Raw genomic sequence first — 15,800 nt, forward strand, 5'->3', positions numbered from 1 at the left:
ACCCTCTATGCTCTGCCCCTGACTATACTTTGTATAGCCTTCGGTTCAAATTAGGATTCGCACCCTCTTTGCTTTATACCGCGATTTTACTTCGGCACAATTCATCATCTACCGAAAAATTTAACGCCTAATTCATTACGCTTTGTTTCATCATCAACTTGCGATAGAGCTTGTGCAATCTCGGTCATTGCTGCTGAACCTTCTTTACCACCATTTGCTACAGCTTGACCCCATTTTTGAACTTGTTCTGCTGAAATTTGTGTACCTTCAAGGGCTTCTGTCATTGCTTTATCGACACCTTGACCGAATTCAGCAGCTTTTACACGACCTTCTTTCAGTCCATCTAGCAAATTATCGATATTCCAGGTTCCTGTTTCAACCCCAGCTGCCATAATAGCTTGTACTTCTTCAGCGTTGTATCCTGCTCGCGTTAACTGACCACCATATTCAGCGATAATATCTAATTGTTCCGGTGGAAAACCCATTTTTAATAAGGCATCAGCCATACCAAGAGCGCCTTCTTGTGAAATGCCTAATTCATTACCGATTTCATTCGTTTCTTGAATTAATTCAGTAAAATCAATGCCAGCATAAGCATTAGAAATAACAGCTGCACTCTGTACGAAAGAAGCATTTGCTTCATCACTAACATTTTTATTCAAAGCCCATTGTCTTCTTACACCCTCAAGTGCTTCTTCTGCATCTAATCCATAGGCTGAAATTCCTCTCACAGCATCCTCTACTGATTTTTTTGAGGACTCAGGAACATCAAATCCTATTTCAATTTTTGTTTTTAACTTTGACATATCAAGCGCTTTTTCAACAGCTGCTGCCATTCCGCCACCAGCTGCCATTCCACCGATAACATTTTCTAATCCAACTTTTAGACCTTCAAACTTCTTCTCAGTTCTTCCGGCTTCTTGTTGTAATTCTCTTAACTCATTTTGTACTTGCCGTATGGAGTTTCCAGCATCCACAGATTGAAGGGCTCTTTGTAATTTTTCAATATCAGCTTCTGTACCTAATGCTTCGCGCCCAATAATCCCAATCGCTTGTTCTAACTGACGACTTGTAGCTGTTCCATTCCGAATTGCATTCACAAGACGATTTCCTAATGCTCCTGCAAAATCATCAACGCTTTTTCCTGTAGCTCTAAACAATGTTTCTAATTGCCTTGTGGAACTCGCTACATTCTCTTGCTCAGCTTTCATGTTTCCTAGTTTATTTTTAAGACCATTAAGTGACCCTTCTGTAAATTCAATCTCACGCCTGAATGCACGATACTGTTCTTCAGAAATTTTACCGTTTTGAAATTGCGCTTGAACTTGTTGTTCCGCTGCTTTTAACTTATCTAATTTTTGCGTTGTGTTTTCAATCTGTTGCGTAAGTAACTGTTGTTTTTGAGAAAGTGCCTCAATATTACCTGGATCAAATTTTAGCAAACGCTCGACATCTTTTAATTCTTTAGCCAAAGCATCACTTTGTTTATTTACATCTTTTAAAGCATTTTGTAGCGGCTGAGTATTACCACCAATTTCAATCGTAATCCCTTTAATTCTTCCTGCCATTTTCTCACCCCTTTCTTAGAATGAATCGAAGTCTTTTTGATTTGCTTTTCTAACTTTTTCTTTATCTGGATTCTCCAGCTCAGCGAATTCAGCAATGTAATCAAAGCAATCACCAACGGTCATTTCTTCTAAATCACCTTGTGTTAAATTTGCTTTATAACAAAGAGCAAGAAACAATTCAGTAGTAAATTCTTCATCACTGAATGTTCCTTGCTCTCCATTATTTTTCTTTATTTTTTTTTTGCTCCCATAGTGACCTGAACCAATTCCATGACTTCTGGCATAATTTCTTCAATTGGGAATTCCTCAAATTTATCTAGCCACGTCATAGGATCAGGAATATTAGGATCAGCCGTTTTAGCGTATAACCACGTTAAGTCATAAATAAGTTCAAAATCTACTTTACTCATATCGACATTAGACATATCAATGGGTTGTTCTGACCCATCTGATGAAGCTAAAGCATTAATTGCCCCTAACCCCATCAAATCTGCAAATAAATTACGTCTGAATTGTGCTTTATATCGTTTAACTGTTGCTGCTGTAGCTTTTAATCTGACTTGTTTTCCATCTATTGTAATTGTCTTTTCCATTCACTTACGCCCCTTTTGGTAATGCAGGTACTTTTGTATAAACTTTTTTGTACCAATTATCATAGATTTCTTGTTTTGATTTAGTAGTAGTTTTCGTTTTAACCATACGTTTTCCATTAATATCAATAGGGCTTGATACAAATTTAAGTTCATTTGTGTTAGGCTCTGCTGAATTTGTTTTCGTTTTAGATGCAAGTGTTGGACGACTTGCTGAACAGTTAAACATAACGTGTCGAGTCGCTCTTACATCGCCATCGAATTCAAATAATAACGCAAATGATTTTCCTTTTGCATCGGCTAATTCATTTAACACACCATCTTCTTCGTCTAATTCCTCACCTAATGCATCAATTGCAAATTGCTCTGGAATATGAGCGATTGATAGAGTGCCATCATACCCTTGGTTATTACTTGCTGCGTAGTAAAGCATGTCATCTGCATAGAACTCAATTAAATCCCCTCGTGGATCAAATGTTAATTCAACCGCCCCTGGTAATCGTATCGGTGTACTAAATGTAACTACACCATCTTTAATGTCATAGAGTGCATAGTGGACATTTTTCAGACCAAAAGCTACTTTGTTTTCATTCATTTATATCAACCTCGTTTCATAATTTTTTTGATACATTTTTTCAGATTCAATAAAAGTCTCATACGAGTCATAAGGAATCTCATAATCGTCTAGGACTTTTTCAAGTTTGGCTTCTGCAACTAAATCTTTTTTAGTTGTATAAAGCTCAATATTTGCATCGTCTATCTTGTAATACACCTTGTTATCAGCCATTAAATTTGCTGATCCATCCACAAGGAAACATATATAAGGTGGCGCTGGAACTGGCTTGGTCGGCGTTGCTGTGAAATGCGAATAAGCCACAGGATAACCTGTAGCCTCAAGGATTTTTGTTAATTCACCTAACGTCATTGTTGAATCGCCCTTTCAATACGTCTTGGCAACTCATCAATTACATACTGTTCAACTGGAAGGATATGAACTTGTGCTGGTACACGGCCCCCACCCACTTTCGCATGTCCCTTTTCTAAAAGATGTGTTAATTGTCCTTTTGTATTGTGAACGACAAAACCATTACCTTCTTTTTTCTTACGCCATCCTTTACGATAAGCACCTGTTTTTTTAGGGCTACCTTGCCTTAATTTTTCTACAGCGACATCAGCTACTTCTTCTTCTGCTATCATTAACTCTTCTTCCACAACATTTGCATATCTTTGTAATTCTCTAGCAATCTCACTCGCAAAATCATTCATATTAAGTATGCTCCTTTGCGATAATAGTCAATGTTTGATACATTTCATCATCATTCATTGGCGGTTCGATAATATCAAAGATACGATTCTTCATATTAATTCGCATTAATTCTGTAATACCTGTTGTATAAGGAATTACAAACCGATAAATTCGTGTAGACTGTGAAGCCGAAGCTTCAATGTACTCCGAACCTTTTACCGTTTTTATCATTGCCCATGCTTTTTTAACTTCTTGCCAATTCCCTGTTTCAATTTCTTGATTCAGTTCATCTTTTATTACCTCAGGTTGTTCAATGATAATTCGATTTCTACAATCACCTGTATTCAGTGGTTTCTTGTACTGAAAAGGACGCATATTAATCACCGTCCAATTTAATTTCTTCTAATGCTTTTGCAATACCAAAACTATTAATTTCCGTTAAAAAATTCTTAGTAAAATATTCAAGTGCATCATTATAAACATAACGAGAACGCTCAAAAACCAATTCTTTGAACGTCTCATCTTTGTTTATGTCATACAATCCACATACTTTTAATAAAGCTTCATTCGATGCAAAAAGGATGCGCTTTAGGTTATCGTCTTCATCATCACCCAAGTGCATCCTATCTTTGAACTGCTGTATTATTTCGTCTGAAATTACTGTTTCCATTTACATCATCCTTGTGTCGGTGGCGTTACTTCTTCAAGTTTCAGTGTATAAACTTGTGAAGTGTATTTATCCTTTGGTTTACCTGTAGCATATTGTTTAGCAATATAAACAGTTGCATCTTCTAAAGCTAATGTTTCTTCATACTTCTTGATTGGCTCTGTTCCACCCATTGCTGAAACATATTGACCTTTAACAAAGAATAATACTTTTCCTTGAGGTACAAACACTGATTCTGTAAGGATTGGGTTAAATGGCAAGCTAGTTACATATACTCCGGCCGCATTTTGAATTGTCGCGTTTGCCTGAATATCAAAAGTATCAAACGGATTAGTTACCATAACTACTTTACCAGCAATATTTTTTGGTCGATCTGCGTCTGAACCATCAGCATTTAATTTTTTAGCTAACAATTTAACAACGCCTTTTAGTTCGTTGATTGTTTTACGACCCGGTTCAAATGTTAAAGTACCTACTGGCTTTTTATCTGGATACACTCCGCCAACTACACTTCCACTTGGATCTTTTAATAACCCAATAGGTTCATTCTTACCTGTACCAGCTACAAATCCACGTTCTAAGCCTACTTTCATCGCTTCTGTAATCATTGTACGAACATAACGTTCTACCCATACAGGTCCAAGTTTCAACATGTCATTTGCTAATGGAATAAACGCCGTTAATTTAAGTTGTGAAATGCTATCTTTACGGAATGTAGCGTTTAATTGACCTTTAATACCATCAAATAATGGCCCCCATACCGCTGCACCTTCTGGATCTCCGTAAACGAATTCTGTTACTGCACCTAAATTCTCTAAACCAATATGTTGTAAGAAAGGATGATCTTCAACTAAGTCATCAAAAATACGTTCTTGAGTTGTTTTAGGTAAAGTTTCAGTAGACTTAAATCCACCTTCTTCAACTACTGCATTAAAGAACTTCATTTCTTCACTTGTTAATACATTAGCACCACGAGACTGCATAATAGAACGATCTACCATTGATTCATTCACTTGATTTAAAATATCTGCTCGTACATCTGTAGCAAGTGCTTCAATCATGGAGTTTAATGCTACTGATTGTTCTTCTGCGGTACCATCCTGTGTTGCTTTTGCAAAAGCTAGTTTTTTCTCTTCGAAATTATTAAACTTAATAACCATATTTTATTTTCCTCCTAAATTTAAAAAGAGCGTACTCAAATTCTGTTTTGTATGAACAGGTTTTTTAATAGGCTCTTTTGGATTTGTATTTGTTTGTAAATCATTCAGAATTTCATTTTTCAAAACTGATAATGCTGCATTTAAATCTTCTTTTGTAATCCCTTGGCCTTTGTTCATGGTTCCATTTCTAAAGCCATCGATTACTTTCTGTGGAAGCATGGCAGCAGTAGAAGCTGAAGCTATCATTTTTACCTGATTATCCATAAACATAATTTCATCCACAAAATTATTTTCTAACGCTTGTTGTGGACCCATCCACGTTTCTTCAGCCATCATATTAAGTAGTTCTTTTTCTGATTTACCGCTTTTAATGACATAGGCGTTTACAATTGCTCGATCTGTTGTTTTTAGCATTTCGGCAGCCTTTGACATATCGCGATGATCTCCACCATTCCACATTGAAGCGTTATGAATCATGATTTGTGCAGTTGGAGAAATTCGGACTTTATCAGCAGCCATTGCAATAACAGAAGCCGCACTTGCGGCCAAACCAACAATTTGAACTTCCACATGACCGGGATAATTTTTCAACGCTGTGTAAATCTCTGAACCTTCGTGTACATAACCACCAGGACTATTAATTGATACAACTAAGTCATCGCCATTTGCATCTTCAAGCGCTTTAGAAATCTTACCTGGGCTTGCAGCATCCATTTCAAACCAATCATAAATCCACGCTTCATCATTTGAAATGATTGGGCCTTTAACGTCAATGTTCACCGTCATTTTGTTTCTCACCTCCTTCAGATTCAGTTAATTTCGTATAGTTTTTCGTAATATGATGTGTATTTAAATTAGGATCATCTGAAATTTCATATCCTACTTCTAATCGAATTTCATTTCCTGTAAATGCACTTGAAGAAATGAGTTTATCAATACTTGTAGCGAGATCAAATATACTTTGATAAGATACAGCTTTAACTTCAATTTTTTTACCTAAAAGATACTCTTCTTTTTCAAAAAATTTAACGTTAGCTTCATCAGAAATCTTTTTCAACAAAGGTTTCACTGTGAAAAGCATGTAGTTTTTAGTTTGTTTTTCTACATCAGCCATTTCACCATAGATTAAAGCTGTAGGTATCCCCATTGCCATTGCTACTTGATTTAAAAAACCATTTGTAACTTTATTTATTTCTTCCACACTAGGGCCATTAGCAGATCCATTATAAACTTCTTTGTACTCAATTCCTTTTTGCTGCGGAACAATAGCAATATCTTTCTTACCAATTGCTTGATACATGTCATCTATGAATTTCTGTAATTTATCCACTTGTTCTTGTGTTTTAGCACCGATCATATCCATATCAACTACGCCACGAATTTGATTTTTTCGTTTCTGAGAACTTAAAATTCTTCCGAATAAGTCGCCATAATCAGCAAATAGTCCATCGATAAGTGGTGATAACTTATCATTTCGATATTTCAAATGGATAACTTCACTTTGTTTAAAACTTCTCTTAAACTGATAATCTTTTACTGTGACATTCGTAAAGGTATCTTCAAACACAGCATATTCGTTATGTTCAAAGTCATCAGCAATAAGTAAATCGCCATCATCAGCTTGAATAGCTAAACATTCATTATCATAAACAAGCTTTCGAATGAATATTTCCCAAAATGTACTTGCTGTCATGTTTTTATTCGGCCTAACATTTAACCGATAATATAGTTCGTTTTTTTCGAACTCTTCACCATTTTTCACCCTAAATTCTGATTGAGTAATTGTTCTCCCTAATAAAGATATACAAGTATCAATAGCTAATCGCTTCATGTGGACTCTGTTCGCTGTATCAATGAACATATCTACATCAAACATAAATTTAATTTCCTTGTTTTTGTTTAATACATCACTGATCCATCCAATTATCATCACCCCCTTTATTAAAATTTAATATTGCCTATAACAAAATCAGTAGCTTCTTGTATCTCATCCGCCCGATAAAGAGCATGAACAAAACACTGAAATCCATCTGTTTTTCGACGAACAGGCTCTTTCTTTTCGTATATTTTATTTCCATCAGCTTTGATAACAACCAATACATTTTGTGTATACCAACGCATCAGCGGATTATCATCAAAAACAATTTGTTTATTCGCAAATGCCATTTCAATACGTGGAGCTAACAAACTATGAATTGCTTTTGGGTTTCGTATAACTTCTATTTCAAATCCTTCTGCTACTAATAGTGGTCTTATTGCTTCCATACGGAAGTTATCCGCTATAATTTTTTTAATCCCATATTGTTCTCGCATTTCTACAAACCAATCAACAATGTGTTGAGGATTAATAGTCGGTTCATCAACAACTGTTAGTAATCCTTGCTCTTCCCACTCTTTAATTGGAGCGAATTTTTGTTTCTTGAACTCGCCTGCTTTTTTAGAATATCCGTAATAGATATCAACAAATTCTTTTCGTACGAAGGAATGAGTTTTAAAAATGTATTCCCCATTTTGTCTAAATAAAAGACCACATGCTGCAAAGTCCCGAATACTTGCAAAGTCTAACGCCCCTATGCATTCTTGAGCATATAAATCAGGAAAAGGACGATTTGTAGCAAGAATTTCTGACCATTTTGCAACGGACCGTTCTAAATTTGTAACAGGTAAGTTCATTCGCTTTGTCATGAACTCTTCTCGGTTACTTGGATCGTCCTCTAAATCCTCATACTCTTCTTTTATTGTTTCAAGTAAGCCTTCAGCATACTCACTTAACGGCTGAGATAACATTGGATTCGCCATTTCCCAATTATCGATTTCATCAACTTCTTTTTCATCATTTAATTTACAGATGAAAGGGAACAGCGCATTCGGACGGGCTTCACCCTTTAAAACTTTCATTGCCTTTTCTTTTAATTTATCTAAGAATCCATCTCTTACATATCCATCTGTACCAATGTAAAACTCACGCGGATTTTTCTTTTTTCCCAAACCACTGATGTGAACACGGACATCTTTATTGCTTTCATATTGATGGACTTCATCAAACATTACAGCGCCATCGCGAAGACCATCTTTTGTGTCTCCGTTTGATGTTCTAAACTTCACTACACTTCCAGTCGATTTCGAAATGGTTTGTGTTAATGTTGTTTTAAAAGCTCTTTGTAAAACTTCATTTCTTTTAATACATTTATGAATTTCATCTGGGCTTGTTTTTGCTTGCTCTTCACTGTTTGCAACAACGGAAATGTTATATTCAGGAATTCCATGTAATTCGCTTATTAAAAAGTGAAGAATAACTGTCATTAAACCATTTTTACCGCCGCCACGGCCAAGCATCCACAAGAATTTCCGATAAAATACACGGCTATTTTTCTTATAAAATAAAAAGACGAATGCTATTAAGAATTTTTGAAATGATTGTAATGGAAAGTACCACTTTTCACCAAAGCGGATACACTTCTCGATCATTTCATCATCAAAATACAAGTCGTCTCTGTTTAAAACGTATTTTTCCAGGTATTCAATTAACAGTTCTCTTTCATTGTTGAACTTTACTTTACCACTTCTATAAAGTTCAATGTATTCATCTACATATTTTTGCCTAATCATACTAAATCACTTGGACTGTAACCCGAATTAGAAGCACCAACTTTAGGGGAAAGTTTTATATCTCTTCCCAAAGCAATTAATGAACTGTTAATTTTATTCCTCTCACTTATAAGAGGGTGGGCTTTAACAAAAACTTGAGAACCGTTTTTTATCGTTACAGTCTCGCCTTCTTTATTAATAGTTTTATTTATTTTTCTAAATGCTTTTACAAGATCAATATATCTTTCTACCTTTTCAACTTCGACTAAATCTGTAATATCAATACTATTCATAAGCTGTTCTTTTAACCTCACAATACTAACAGCCATCTACCCACCCCCTTACGTGCGTAAAATCGAAAAAAACCTGACAGTTAACCCCCTCCTCCGGTGCCCCTTAGAGCATTTTTTCATGAAATTATTTAAGGGGGGGTGTTATTACCGAACCATTTTTACCACTTTTCATCGTTTTCCCATTTGTTTATCTTTTTAACAAACACTCTACCGTGTTCTTTATTATGGCAATCCACACAGACTGTTTCTAAGTTATCTATTTCTAATGCAAGTTCTGGATGATGTTCTAGTTCTTTTATATGATGGACAACGAGTTGAATCTTCTTACGCTTTGCACTCTCACTGTATTCATTGGTATCTGTTTGTACTCGACCATTGCGTTTACATTGCTGGCACTCATAAGAGTCTCTCTTCTTTACTTGTTCACGTATACTCTTCCACTCACCACTGTCATAGAACTTACGCTTCTGTTGTTTGGTTTTATATTCATTCATGAAGCTTACCTCTTTGTTTATAAAACAACTTAGCTATATCAAGAGCTAACAGGATAATCCAGAATGGAATTAAAAAGAAGATAACAGCAATTGATATAACTATTGTTGCTATCAACCATACAGCATCATCTATATTCTTTTGTGCAACATCACATATCAATGGATATAACCTGATTGTTGTATAAAGAAGCCCAACAATAAGATAAGCTAATAACCATAGCATTCTATCATTCTCCTTCCTCAATCCTTCCACGGAATTGAATATCAAGACATTTCTCGCAATAGAAACTCCCCAAGATATGGATAGATACTTGTCTGTTATCAGCTTGTATCTGTGTTGTTTTACTATCCATCAATTGATATCTATGTTCACATTCTTTATGTTGATTGATATGTTGTTTGTACTTCTCTAACTTCCACATATCTACAAACGCACCGTTACATTTTGGACAAACAGTTACTTCTTGATATTCTTCTTTTGACAGATAATTAACTCTATCCTGATGGCCACACACTAAACATTTAGAAGTATGGTAATGGTTAATCCCAGTACGAACCTCACACATCTATCTCACTCCTTTCAAAAGAATATTCCGATTATATATTTACCAAATAAATACAGGTTGTTATAATAAAGTTAACATTGCCATCAGGAAAAGTGACTCGCACCCCAAAGCGAGTTGCTTTTCTTTTTTTATGGCTATTTTTCTAAGAATTCATCCACCGCTTTACCCAGCAAACTGATCATCGCTTCTCTCTTTTGCTTTGGTGTTGTATTATCTTGCATATCATTAAAGATAGGAAGTACACTTTCTAATTTCTGTTTATCGATACGTTCATTCACAAGTTCCTGTCCTAACATTGAAATGAAAGTACCAATTGCAACCGCTTGTTCTTGTTTAGTTAGTTTCATTTTTCATCCTCCTCCAAAATAAAAAGCATCCATTCGGGTGCTTTTTTTATAGATTATTAATTTGTACTTTAATTCCGGTACGTGAAGTTTTAATCTTATTCCAATCACCTAATGATGAACCACTGATACACATCAACAATATTAAGTAACTGGAAGAAGAGCAAAAGCTCTCCCTAATGACAGTATCATTCAATCATTACCATCTGCTGGTTTCGGATTTTATGTGCTATCATTATGAAACCGTTTAGACAACATATAGATTATAAAGGAATCTTAATGAGTTGTGTTTTCCGCCACTTCCCACAATACAAATATATCACGTTGATTCCAAAACGATCGGCACATTTTCTGCCAAAAAGCGGTCACGACTCTGCCACTAATATTAAATTCCACATGAATACTGCACAGTTAAGTTATAATGAAGGACTTTACTATAATCCAATGCTTCTTATGCTATATCAGCCTGTACAACTTACGTTTAATGTTAATAAGATATACAGAAAGTATTTTTAATAGGAGATGATTTTATGTCCAGTTATAAATCGAAATGTCATGTTAGAAAGAATACGATTACTACAGGACCTTTTCTAGTTCCATTAAATGCTGCGGTTGGACAACCAAATAATAGGCTTGTAATTATCCTTAAGAATCCAACAAGACAATCGCTAGAAGCTGATGTGGTAATCGAGTATTGTCCTCCTGTACAAATCTCGGTTGATGGTACACCACTTCCCTTTATAATTACTGAGAATGAAAGACCTTTTCTGGAAGGGCTTGGCCTAACAATTATCCCTCCAATGAGTTGTACTCGATTAGAGTTTGATATTAGTTCTTTTGTAAACGGAATTCTTCATGTTAAATCCACAGGAGATTATTTAGTAGGAGAACGTCCATTACGTGGAAAACTTGAAATTGAAGTTGTTGGTGGATCTGGCCTTTCTAACCCTACAAATCCTGGTCTTTCCGTTGCAGATCCCTCTATGGTATTCCATTTTGCTGATTTCATAGTTTAAAAATAGGAATAACTTAATCTATGAGTATTAGTTATACTATTTAAGACACAAGTACAATCCTCTACTAAATTTCATATCGATTAAAATTTCTCACATCATTTTTCTAAGTAATGTTGGGATATCGTCATAAGAATATAATTTGCTTGATAAACCTAAATTCTCATAACGATGTCCCAATTATTAATTAACCTTATACATTTTGCTCAACTGACTTACCCATATCTTATATTGTGTGTAACTGCCCCCTTCTCTGAATCGTTTGGTATCATTGATTTCGTTTCACTTTCTCTTTTGAGTTACACAGTACGAAAATTATGAGTAACTGTATAGGGATACCATCAGCATTTTGCAAAACAACCTACGCTATGCTGAAAAATAAAATAAGCTGTCCATCTGGACAGCTTATTTAAATAATTATCGTTATTGGAAGTCGTTTTAAAATTCTACATGTTTACTTTTTTCTTATTCTTACGAATAAACCACAACACCACAGTTAAAAATAATAAAAAAATCAGTAAAAAGAGCGGTATTTTTTGAATAAAGAAAAATCCTTTCCAAAAATCTAACCTAGTACTATCAGGAGAATCTGTTGCCATCACACCTATAAAAAAAGACAACGGAATAGTAATTATATTTATCCCTAAACCGAGCATTACGAATGATAGATTTTTACTCCAGATTTTTGGTAATGCAGCCATAATAAATAAAACTAATGCGGTACCAATTATAAGAAACAGTGATCCAAAATAAAACCCAAAATAAAATACAATATCCACAATAAATTCCATAATCCCCCTCCAAGACTTTAATTATACCATCAATAAGGGGAACTTTGGTTGAATATGATATTCATAGAAAGTTAACATAACGCAATATTATCGGTATCACTGAAAAGAGAAAACCGTACGCTCACCAAGGAACCTTCTTTTTTAGTTCTATGAATCAATGCATTTTATATATGCTGCAATAACTCTAGATTTAAAAAGAAATAAGCAGTGATTAGATTTTAAACCTAGTCATTGCTTTATCCATTGCATCTTGGTTAACACCTATATAACGTAACGTAACCTTCTCTGACGAGTGATTGAATATCTCCATAAGTAATGCTATATTTTTTGTTTGCATGTACATGTGATACCCATACGTCTTCCTCAAGGTATGTGTGCCTATTTCATCTAATCCGAATTCTGCCGCTGCTCCGCTTAATATCTTATATGCCATGCTACGGCCAATTGGACGATTCCTACCTTGTCTACTTTGCAATAAGTACTCATTATCTTCCCTTTCCTCAATAAACCATTTAAGTTCTCTTTTCAGTGCTGCAGTAATTTGTATTCGTTTCTGTTTCCCAGTTTTCTTTTCTCTCATAGATATATGACTACCTTTGACATCTCCTACCCTCAATTTCAATATGTCCGAGATTCTCAGGCCTGTATTGATTCCCATAATAAAGAGAATGTAATTACGTAAGCTCTTCTCCTTAAAATAACCTTTTAGCTGCTGAATTTGCTCTGGATCACGTATTGGCTGAACGAAATTCATTATTCATTCCCTCCCGTTTCTTCTGTCTCGTAAACTTCTAATCCAAGCGCAAAAGCAAGTTTATAAAACGCTTTAGACTTCCAACGTCGATAAGTACGCTCTGACATCCCTATTTCGTTATAAACCATGTAATCACATACGTCCTCTTCTTCTAAATAACGTTTATAAATAATATCTCTTTGAATACTTCCTGCACGTCCGTTTCCTAATCGATTTAGAAACTGATCAATACTTAATGAAATTTTTTCAAGCCACTCTTCTCGTTTGCTTTGTTGAATATTTGCTATTGCAACATCTTCTAATGGCTTGCCAACTGTATGTGTAGGACCGTGCTCACGTATTTCATAAGAAGGAGTGACTTTCATTTCTTTACGCATCATCCCAAATTGCCTATGTATACGCACGCTTTCCAACACACCTTCTAATTCCTCTTGTGTCGCTGTTCTATCGATTTTTGGTAAGAAAGATAATTGTTTAGTCATGTAAGACCACTCCTTTTTATTTTTAAATTACTTTTGTCTTATTACTCCATGTCTTCGTTCATAACAAGGTCTATGCATGCCCATTAAATCTTCAATATCACGAGTGCTTAATTTTTCTTTTCGTTTTTTCTTGTTTTTCTTCTTGGCTTTATTCGATTGCTTTTTCCATTCACGTAGTTGATTCTTTAACCCCTTCATTTCCTCATCTCCCTTTTCAAAATAAAAAGGACACCTATTCCTAAAACAGCTTTAATTGCTGCTTTAATGAATTGGTGTCCTCTAGTTTTCTAGCCGGACTATATTCGAATGTTATTTTAAATATCCAAATAGTCACTATTAACATCATTAGTATATTTGCTGATTTCCTTTTCTTTCCCACACTTTTCACATTTATAATAACTAACTATCCCCATCTTACCAGTTTTAAAATCTTCATTGTCATGACTTTTAATACGTTTATATCTATGTATACATTTAGGTTCTTTTAATTTATCAAACCAATTTCCTAACATAAATTAATTCCTTTCCTCTCGAAAATATTCTTATTATTCCCATCCCCTTAAGCATACCTTAGAACAGATTCCCAATCAACGAAACGTGGTAGCATGTTTTTCTATAAACAAAAGGAGTATCTTGTTCAGTTTTATTTACGTGAATTGATTCACATTATTTACACATTTCCAAAATTTATGGATGAAATTATATATATTTTTCTTTTATATTTGTTACCTCCGTCATACAATAAAAGTGAAATTTCATATTTTTGGAATTTCATTAAACAAATTTCATTAACAGAGCAGGAGGAAAACACAATGAATAGTCTTTACGACAGAAGACCTAGTAGCACTCTAACTGTAATTATCGGTATTTTATTAATTCTTATCGCTTACGTAGGTTTGGCTTATACTAGTCTACCATTCAATTTTACATTTATAGCTCTAGCTGGTGTCATAGCTCTATACTTGAACTATGGTATTTATGGCCTTAAGTCAGCCTTTAGTCCGCTCCGAAAAGGAGTAATTAAAATTATTTTAATTGGTTACATATGGTATGCAGTACAAAGTTCGCTTGTTGCAGCAGTAATCAAATTTGGTTTTAACTTTCCGGTTGCTAGTAACGGAGCGACTAATGTTTTTGTAGACAACACACCTGCTCAATTCATCTATAACGCTTTAGATATTATATTTAGTTTAATTGGTGAGGAATGTCTCGTTTTAATTCCATCTATACTAGCAATTTACTTTTTGAAAAAACATGGAGTAAATGAGAAACGATCTATGATTATAGTTACAATTGTTGGAGCATTCTTTTTTGGCTTGGCACATTATTCTACATATAACGGTAACCTCGTTCAGATTTTCTTTATCATCGGTTTAGCTAGATTACCATTCAACTGGGTTGCTTTCAAAGCTAATTCATTATGGGCCAGTTCTATTACACATATCTTATTTGATTTCACACCTTTCTTAACAGCATTATTATTTTCTATCCTACGCTAAAATGATGATTAAGGTTGAATACGAATGACCATTGCGTTCTTCTTATTCAAAGTGCAGTTAGCTTTTGCTAGCTGCTTTTTTTATTGTAATCTTCCCAAAATGCACCTAAATGTCCTTTCCCCATATATTACTTTTAATAATTACTTAAGGAGTGGTGAGAATTATGCCGTCTGTTGTAGCTAACCTTCTTGTTCAAAATAGCAATGGTGCTTTTAATTTAGGTGATTTTTATAATGTTTCTCCGAAAGAAAATACAAAAGGTTATAATGGCTCGGGTGCCTCCAATGTTGGTTTTATTGTTAATACCTTTAATGGTGTAAGTGCAACAAATACGTTTGATAGTGATGTTGCAGACCAAGATCAAGTAGTAACAAGTTAAAACTGTCCACTTTTTGAATAAAACCTAATATTTCATCTATACTAAACAGTACAACCTGCTTCTTACCCAGGTTGTATTAAATAGAGCAGTTACCACAACTAACTGCTCTATTTTAATTTTTGTTACATTAACTTGATATTTTTATCCATACTATAAATCAACCATGAAATTTTATACTCCTTAAATTAATGGTTGTAGTGTTCTTATTGCAGTTAGCTTTTGCTAGCTGCTCTTTTATTTATTACCTTCTCAAACAATCCCCGTACACTATAATCTGTCCTTTCTTATAACTTGATCTCGTCGCTTTCGTTATAGAAATAGGCTTATATCCTATAACCTTTCCAGGAATCATTCATATCTTGTTTT

At 34.6% G+C, this 15,800-nt stretch carries 23 protein-coding genes and 1 pseudogene; 3 read left to right on the top strand and 21 right to left on the bottom strand.

The window, feature by feature from the left end:
- Positions 1-110 precede the first annotated feature (110 nt).
- The 16 genes and pseudogenes from DN401_RS01805 to DN401_RS01880 all read right to left on the bottom strand — a co-directional run.
- Positions 111-1,568 (bottom strand): annotated as a pseudogene (locus DN401_RS01805) (DUF2207 domain-containing protein); the annotation flags it as partial.
- Positions 1,569-1,798: 230 nt separating this feature from the next.
- Positions 1,799-2,161 (bottom strand): hypothetical protein, encoded by a 363-nt coding sequence (locus DN401_RS01810; protein WP_050822069.1) that lies wholly within the window; start codon positions 2,159-2,161, stop codon positions 1,799-1,801.
- Between the two features lie 4 nt (positions 2,162-2,165).
- A complete protein-coding gene (locus DN401_RS01815; RefSeq protein WP_001004911.1) occupies positions 2,166-2,753 on the bottom strand; it encodes a major tail protein in 588 nt (195 codons plus the stop codon).
- On the bottom strand, positions 2,754-3,083 hold the full coding sequence (locus DN401_RS01820) for a hypothetical protein (protein ID WP_149287463.1): 330 nt from the start codon (positions 3,081-3,083) through the stop codon (positions 2,754-2,756).
- A complete protein-coding gene (locus tag DN401_RS01825) occupies positions 3,080-3,424 on the bottom strand; it encodes an HK97 gp10 family phage protein (protein WP_000997554.1) in 345 nt (114 codons plus the stop codon). Before DN401_RS01825 ends, DN401_RS01820 begins: the two co-directional genes overlap by 4 nt.
- Position 3,425: 1 nt before the next feature.
- Positions 3,426-3,779 carry a phage head closure protein gene (locus tag DN401_RS01830; RefSeq protein ID WP_001247280.1) on the bottom strand — a complete coding sequence of 118 codons (354 nt, stop codon included), beginning with the start codon at positions 3,777-3,779 and terminating at the stop codon, positions 3,426-3,428.
- 1 nt (position 3,780) lies between these two features.
- Positions 3,781-4,074, bottom strand: a complete 294-nt coding sequence (locus tag DN401_RS01835; RefSeq protein WP_000450784.1) for a hypothetical protein — start codon at positions 4,072-4,074, stop codon at positions 3,781-3,783.
- Positions 4,075-4,079: 5 nt separating this feature from the next.
- On the bottom strand, positions 4,080-5,231 hold the full coding sequence (locus DN401_RS01840) for a phage major capsid protein (protein ID WP_098021389.1): 1,152 nt from the start codon (positions 5,229-5,231) through the stop codon (positions 4,080-4,082).
- Positions 5,232-5,234: 3 nt separating this feature from the next.
- Positions 5,235-6,017: a head maturation protease, ClpP-related gene (locus tag DN401_RS01845; RefSeq protein ID WP_149287464.1), complete on the bottom strand. Its 783-nt coding sequence runs from the start codon at positions 6,015-6,017 to the stop codon at positions 5,235-5,237.
- Positions 6,001-7,161, bottom strand: a complete 1,161-nt coding sequence (locus tag DN401_RS01850; protein ID WP_149287465.1) for a phage portal protein — start codon at positions 7,159-7,161, stop codon at positions 6,001-6,003. Before DN401_RS01850 ends, DN401_RS01845 begins: the two co-directional genes overlap by 17 nt.
- 11 nt (positions 7,162-7,172) lie before the next feature.
- Positions 7,173-8,840, bottom strand: a complete 1,668-nt coding sequence (locus DN401_RS01855; RefSeq protein ID WP_149287466.1) for a terminase TerL endonuclease subunit — start codon at positions 8,838-8,840, stop codon at positions 7,173-7,175.
- On the bottom strand, positions 8,837-9,148 hold the full coding sequence (locus tag DN401_RS01860; RefSeq protein ID WP_149287467.1) for a P27 family phage terminase small subunit: 312 nt from the start codon (positions 9,146-9,148) through the stop codon (positions 8,837-8,839). The genes DN401_RS01855 and DN401_RS01860 overlap by 4 nt, the downstream gene beginning before the upstream one ends.
- 122 nt (positions 9,149-9,270) lie before the next feature.
- The gene (locus DN401_RS01865) at positions 9,271-9,606 is read right to left on the bottom strand and encodes an HNH endonuclease (RefSeq protein ID WP_001008152.1); all 336 of its coding nucleotides are present in this window, start codon (positions 9,604-9,606) and stop codon (positions 9,271-9,273) included.
- Entirely contained in the window at positions 9,599-9,829 is a 231-nt protein-coding gene (locus DN401_RS01870; protein ID WP_149287468.1) for a hypothetical protein, read from the bottom strand. Before DN401_RS01870 ends, DN401_RS01865 begins: the two co-directional genes overlap by 8 nt.
- A 4-nt stretch (positions 9,830-9,833) precedes the next feature.
- Entirely contained in the window at positions 9,834-10,172 is a 339-nt protein-coding gene (locus DN401_RS01875; protein WP_149287469.1) for a hypothetical protein, read from the bottom strand.
- 134 nt (positions 10,173-10,306) lie between these two features.
- Entirely contained in the window at positions 10,307-10,519 is a 213-nt protein-coding gene (locus DN401_RS01880) for a hypothetical protein (RefSeq protein ID WP_000778974.1), read from the bottom strand.
- A gap of 527 nt (positions 10,520-11,046) precedes the next feature.
- Between DN401_RS01880 and DN401_RS01885 the strand changes: the two genes are divergently transcribed.
- Entirely contained in the window at positions 11,047-11,532 is a 486-nt protein-coding gene (locus tag DN401_RS01885) for a hypothetical protein (protein WP_000100518.1), read from the top strand.
- A 443-nt stretch (positions 11,533-11,975) separates the two neighbouring features.
- Here the strand turns inward: DN401_RS01885 and DN401_RS01890 are convergent, their stop codons facing one another.
- The 5 genes from DN401_RS01890 to DN401_RS01905 form a co-directional block, all read right to left on the bottom strand.
- Positions 11,976-12,320, bottom strand: a complete 345-nt coding sequence (locus tag DN401_RS01890) for a hypothetical protein (protein WP_149287470.1) — start codon at positions 12,318-12,320, stop codon at positions 11,976-11,978.
- Between the two features lie 211 nt (positions 12,321-12,531).
- A complete protein-coding gene (locus tag DN401_RS01895; protein ID WP_098212482.1) occupies positions 12,532-13,074 on the bottom strand; it encodes a site-specific integrase in 543 nt (180 codons plus the stop codon).
- A complete protein-coding gene (locus DN401_RS01900) occupies positions 13,074-13,556 on the bottom strand; it encodes an ArpU family phage packaging/lysis transcriptional regulator (RefSeq protein ID WP_149287471.1) in 483 nt (160 codons plus the stop codon). The genes DN401_RS01895 and DN401_RS01900 overlap by 1 nt, the downstream gene beginning before the upstream one ends.
- Positions 13,557-13,583: 27 nt before the next feature.
- Positions 13,584-13,754: a hypothetical protein gene (locus tag DN401_RS29675; protein WP_179953568.1), complete on the bottom strand. Its 171-nt coding sequence runs from the start codon at positions 13,752-13,754 to the stop codon at positions 13,584-13,586.
- 116 nt (positions 13,755-13,870) lie between these two features.
- Positions 13,871-14,068 (bottom strand): hypothetical protein, encoded by a 198-nt coding sequence (locus DN401_RS01905; protein WP_149287472.1) that lies wholly within the window; start codon positions 14,066-14,068, stop codon positions 13,871-13,873.
- A 300-nt stretch (positions 14,069-14,368) separates the two neighbouring features.
- On the opposite strand from DN401_RS01905, the gene DN401_RS01910 reads away from it, so the two are divergent.
- Complete coding sequence (locus DN401_RS01910; protein ID WP_149287473.1) at positions 14,369-15,055, top strand: CPBP family glutamic-type intramembrane protease; 687 nt, start codon at positions 14,369-14,371, stop codon at positions 15,053-15,055.
- A gap of 163 nt (positions 15,056-15,218) precedes the next feature.
- A complete protein-coding gene (locus DN401_RS01915) occupies positions 15,219-15,434 on the top strand; it encodes a spore germination protein (protein WP_001141549.1) in 216 nt (71 codons plus the stop codon).
- Positions 15,435-15,800 lie beyond the last annotated feature (366 nt).

Origin of the sequence: Bacillus sp. BF2-3 (assembly GCF_008368795.1) — a bacterium.
GTDB classification, from domain to species: Bacteria; Bacillota; Bacilli; order Bacillales; family Bacillaceae_G; genus Bacillus_A; species Bacillus_A cereus.

Bases quoted from the DNA above. Each gene is read 5' to 3' on its own strand.
- DN401_RS01810 (WP_050822069.1), bottom strand. From the start codon at position 2,161: ATGGAAAAGACAATTACAATAGATGGAAAACAAGTCAGATTAAAAGCT.
- DN401_RS01815 (WP_001004911.1), bottom strand. From the start codon at position 2,753: ATGAATGAAAACAAAGTAGCTTTTGGTCTGAAAAATGTCCACTATGCA.
- DN401_RS01820 (WP_149287463.1), bottom strand. From the start codon at position 3,083: ATGACGTTAGGTGAATTAACAAAAATCCTTGAGGCTACAGGTTATCCT.
- DN401_RS01825 (WP_000997554.1), bottom strand. From the start codon at position 3,424: ATGAATGATTTTGCGAGTGAGATTGCTAGAGAATTACAAAGATATGCA.
- DN401_RS01830 (WP_001247280.1), bottom strand. From the start codon at position 3,779: ATGCGTCCTTTTCAGTACAAGAAACCACTGAATACAGGTGATTGTAGA.
- DN401_RS01835 (WP_000450784.1), bottom strand. From the start codon at position 4,074: ATGGAAACAGTAATTTCAGACGAAATAATACAGCAGTTCAAAGATAGG.
- DN401_RS01840 (WP_098021389.1), bottom strand. From the start codon at position 5,231: ATGGTTATTAAGTTTAATAATTTCGAAGAGAAAAAACTAGCTTTTGCA.
- DN401_RS01845 (WP_149287464.1), bottom strand. From the start codon at position 6,017: ATGACGGTGAACATTGACGTTAAAGGCCCAATCATTTCAAATGATGAA.
- DN401_RS01850 (WP_149287465.1), bottom strand. From the start codon at position 7,161: ATGATAATTGGATGGATCAGTGATGTATTAAACAAAAACAAGGAAATT.
- DN401_RS01855 (WP_149287466.1), bottom strand. From the start codon at position 8,840: ATGATTAGGCAAAAATATGTAGATGAATACATTGAACTTTATAGAAGT.
- DN401_RS01860 (WP_149287467.1), bottom strand. From the start codon at position 9,148: ATGGCTGTTAGTATTGTGAGGTTAAAAGAACAGCTTATGAATAGTATT.
- DN401_RS01865 (WP_001008152.1), bottom strand. From the start codon at position 9,606: ATGAATGAATATAAAACCAAACAACAGAAGCGTAAGTTCTATGACAGT.
- DN401_RS01870 (WP_149287468.1), bottom strand. From the start codon at position 9,829: ATGCTATGGTTATTAGCTTATCTTATTGTTGGGCTTCTTTATACAACA.
- DN401_RS01875 (WP_149287469.1), bottom strand. From the start codon at position 10,172: ATGTGTGAGGTTCGTACTGGGATTAACCATTACCATACTTCTAAATGT.
- DN401_RS01880 (WP_000778974.1), bottom strand. From the start codon at position 10,519: ATGAAACTAACTAAACAAGAACAAGCGGTTGCAATTGGTACTTTCATT.
- DN401_RS01885 (WP_000100518.1), top strand. From the start codon at position 11,047: ATGTCCAGTTATAAATCGAAATGTCATGTTAGAAAGAATACGATTACT.
- DN401_RS01890 (WP_149287470.1), bottom strand. From the start codon at position 12,320: ATGGAATTTATTGTGGATATTGTATTTTATTTTGGGTTTTATTTTGGA.
- DN401_RS01895 (WP_098212482.1), bottom strand. From the start codon at position 13,074: ATGAATTTCGTTCAGCCAATACGTGATCCAGAGCAAATTCAGCAGCTA.
- DN401_RS01900 (WP_149287471.1), bottom strand. From the start codon at position 13,556: ATGACTAAACAATTATCTTTCTTACCAAAAATCGATAGAACAGCGACA.
- DN401_RS29675 (WP_179953568.1), bottom strand. From the start codon at position 13,754: ATGAAGGGGTTAAAGAATCAACTACGTGAATGGAAAAAGCAATCGAAT.
- DN401_RS01905 (WP_149287472.1), bottom strand. From the start codon at position 14,068: ATGTTAGGAAATTGGTTTGATAAATTAAAAGAACCTAAATGTATACAT.
- DN401_RS01910 (WP_149287473.1), top strand. From the start codon at position 14,369: ATGAATAGTCTTTACGACAGAAGACCTAGTAGCACTCTAACTGTAATT.
- DN401_RS01915 (WP_001141549.1), top strand. From the start codon at position 15,219: ATGCCGTCTGTTGTAGCTAACCTTCTTGTTCAAAATAGCAATGGTGCT.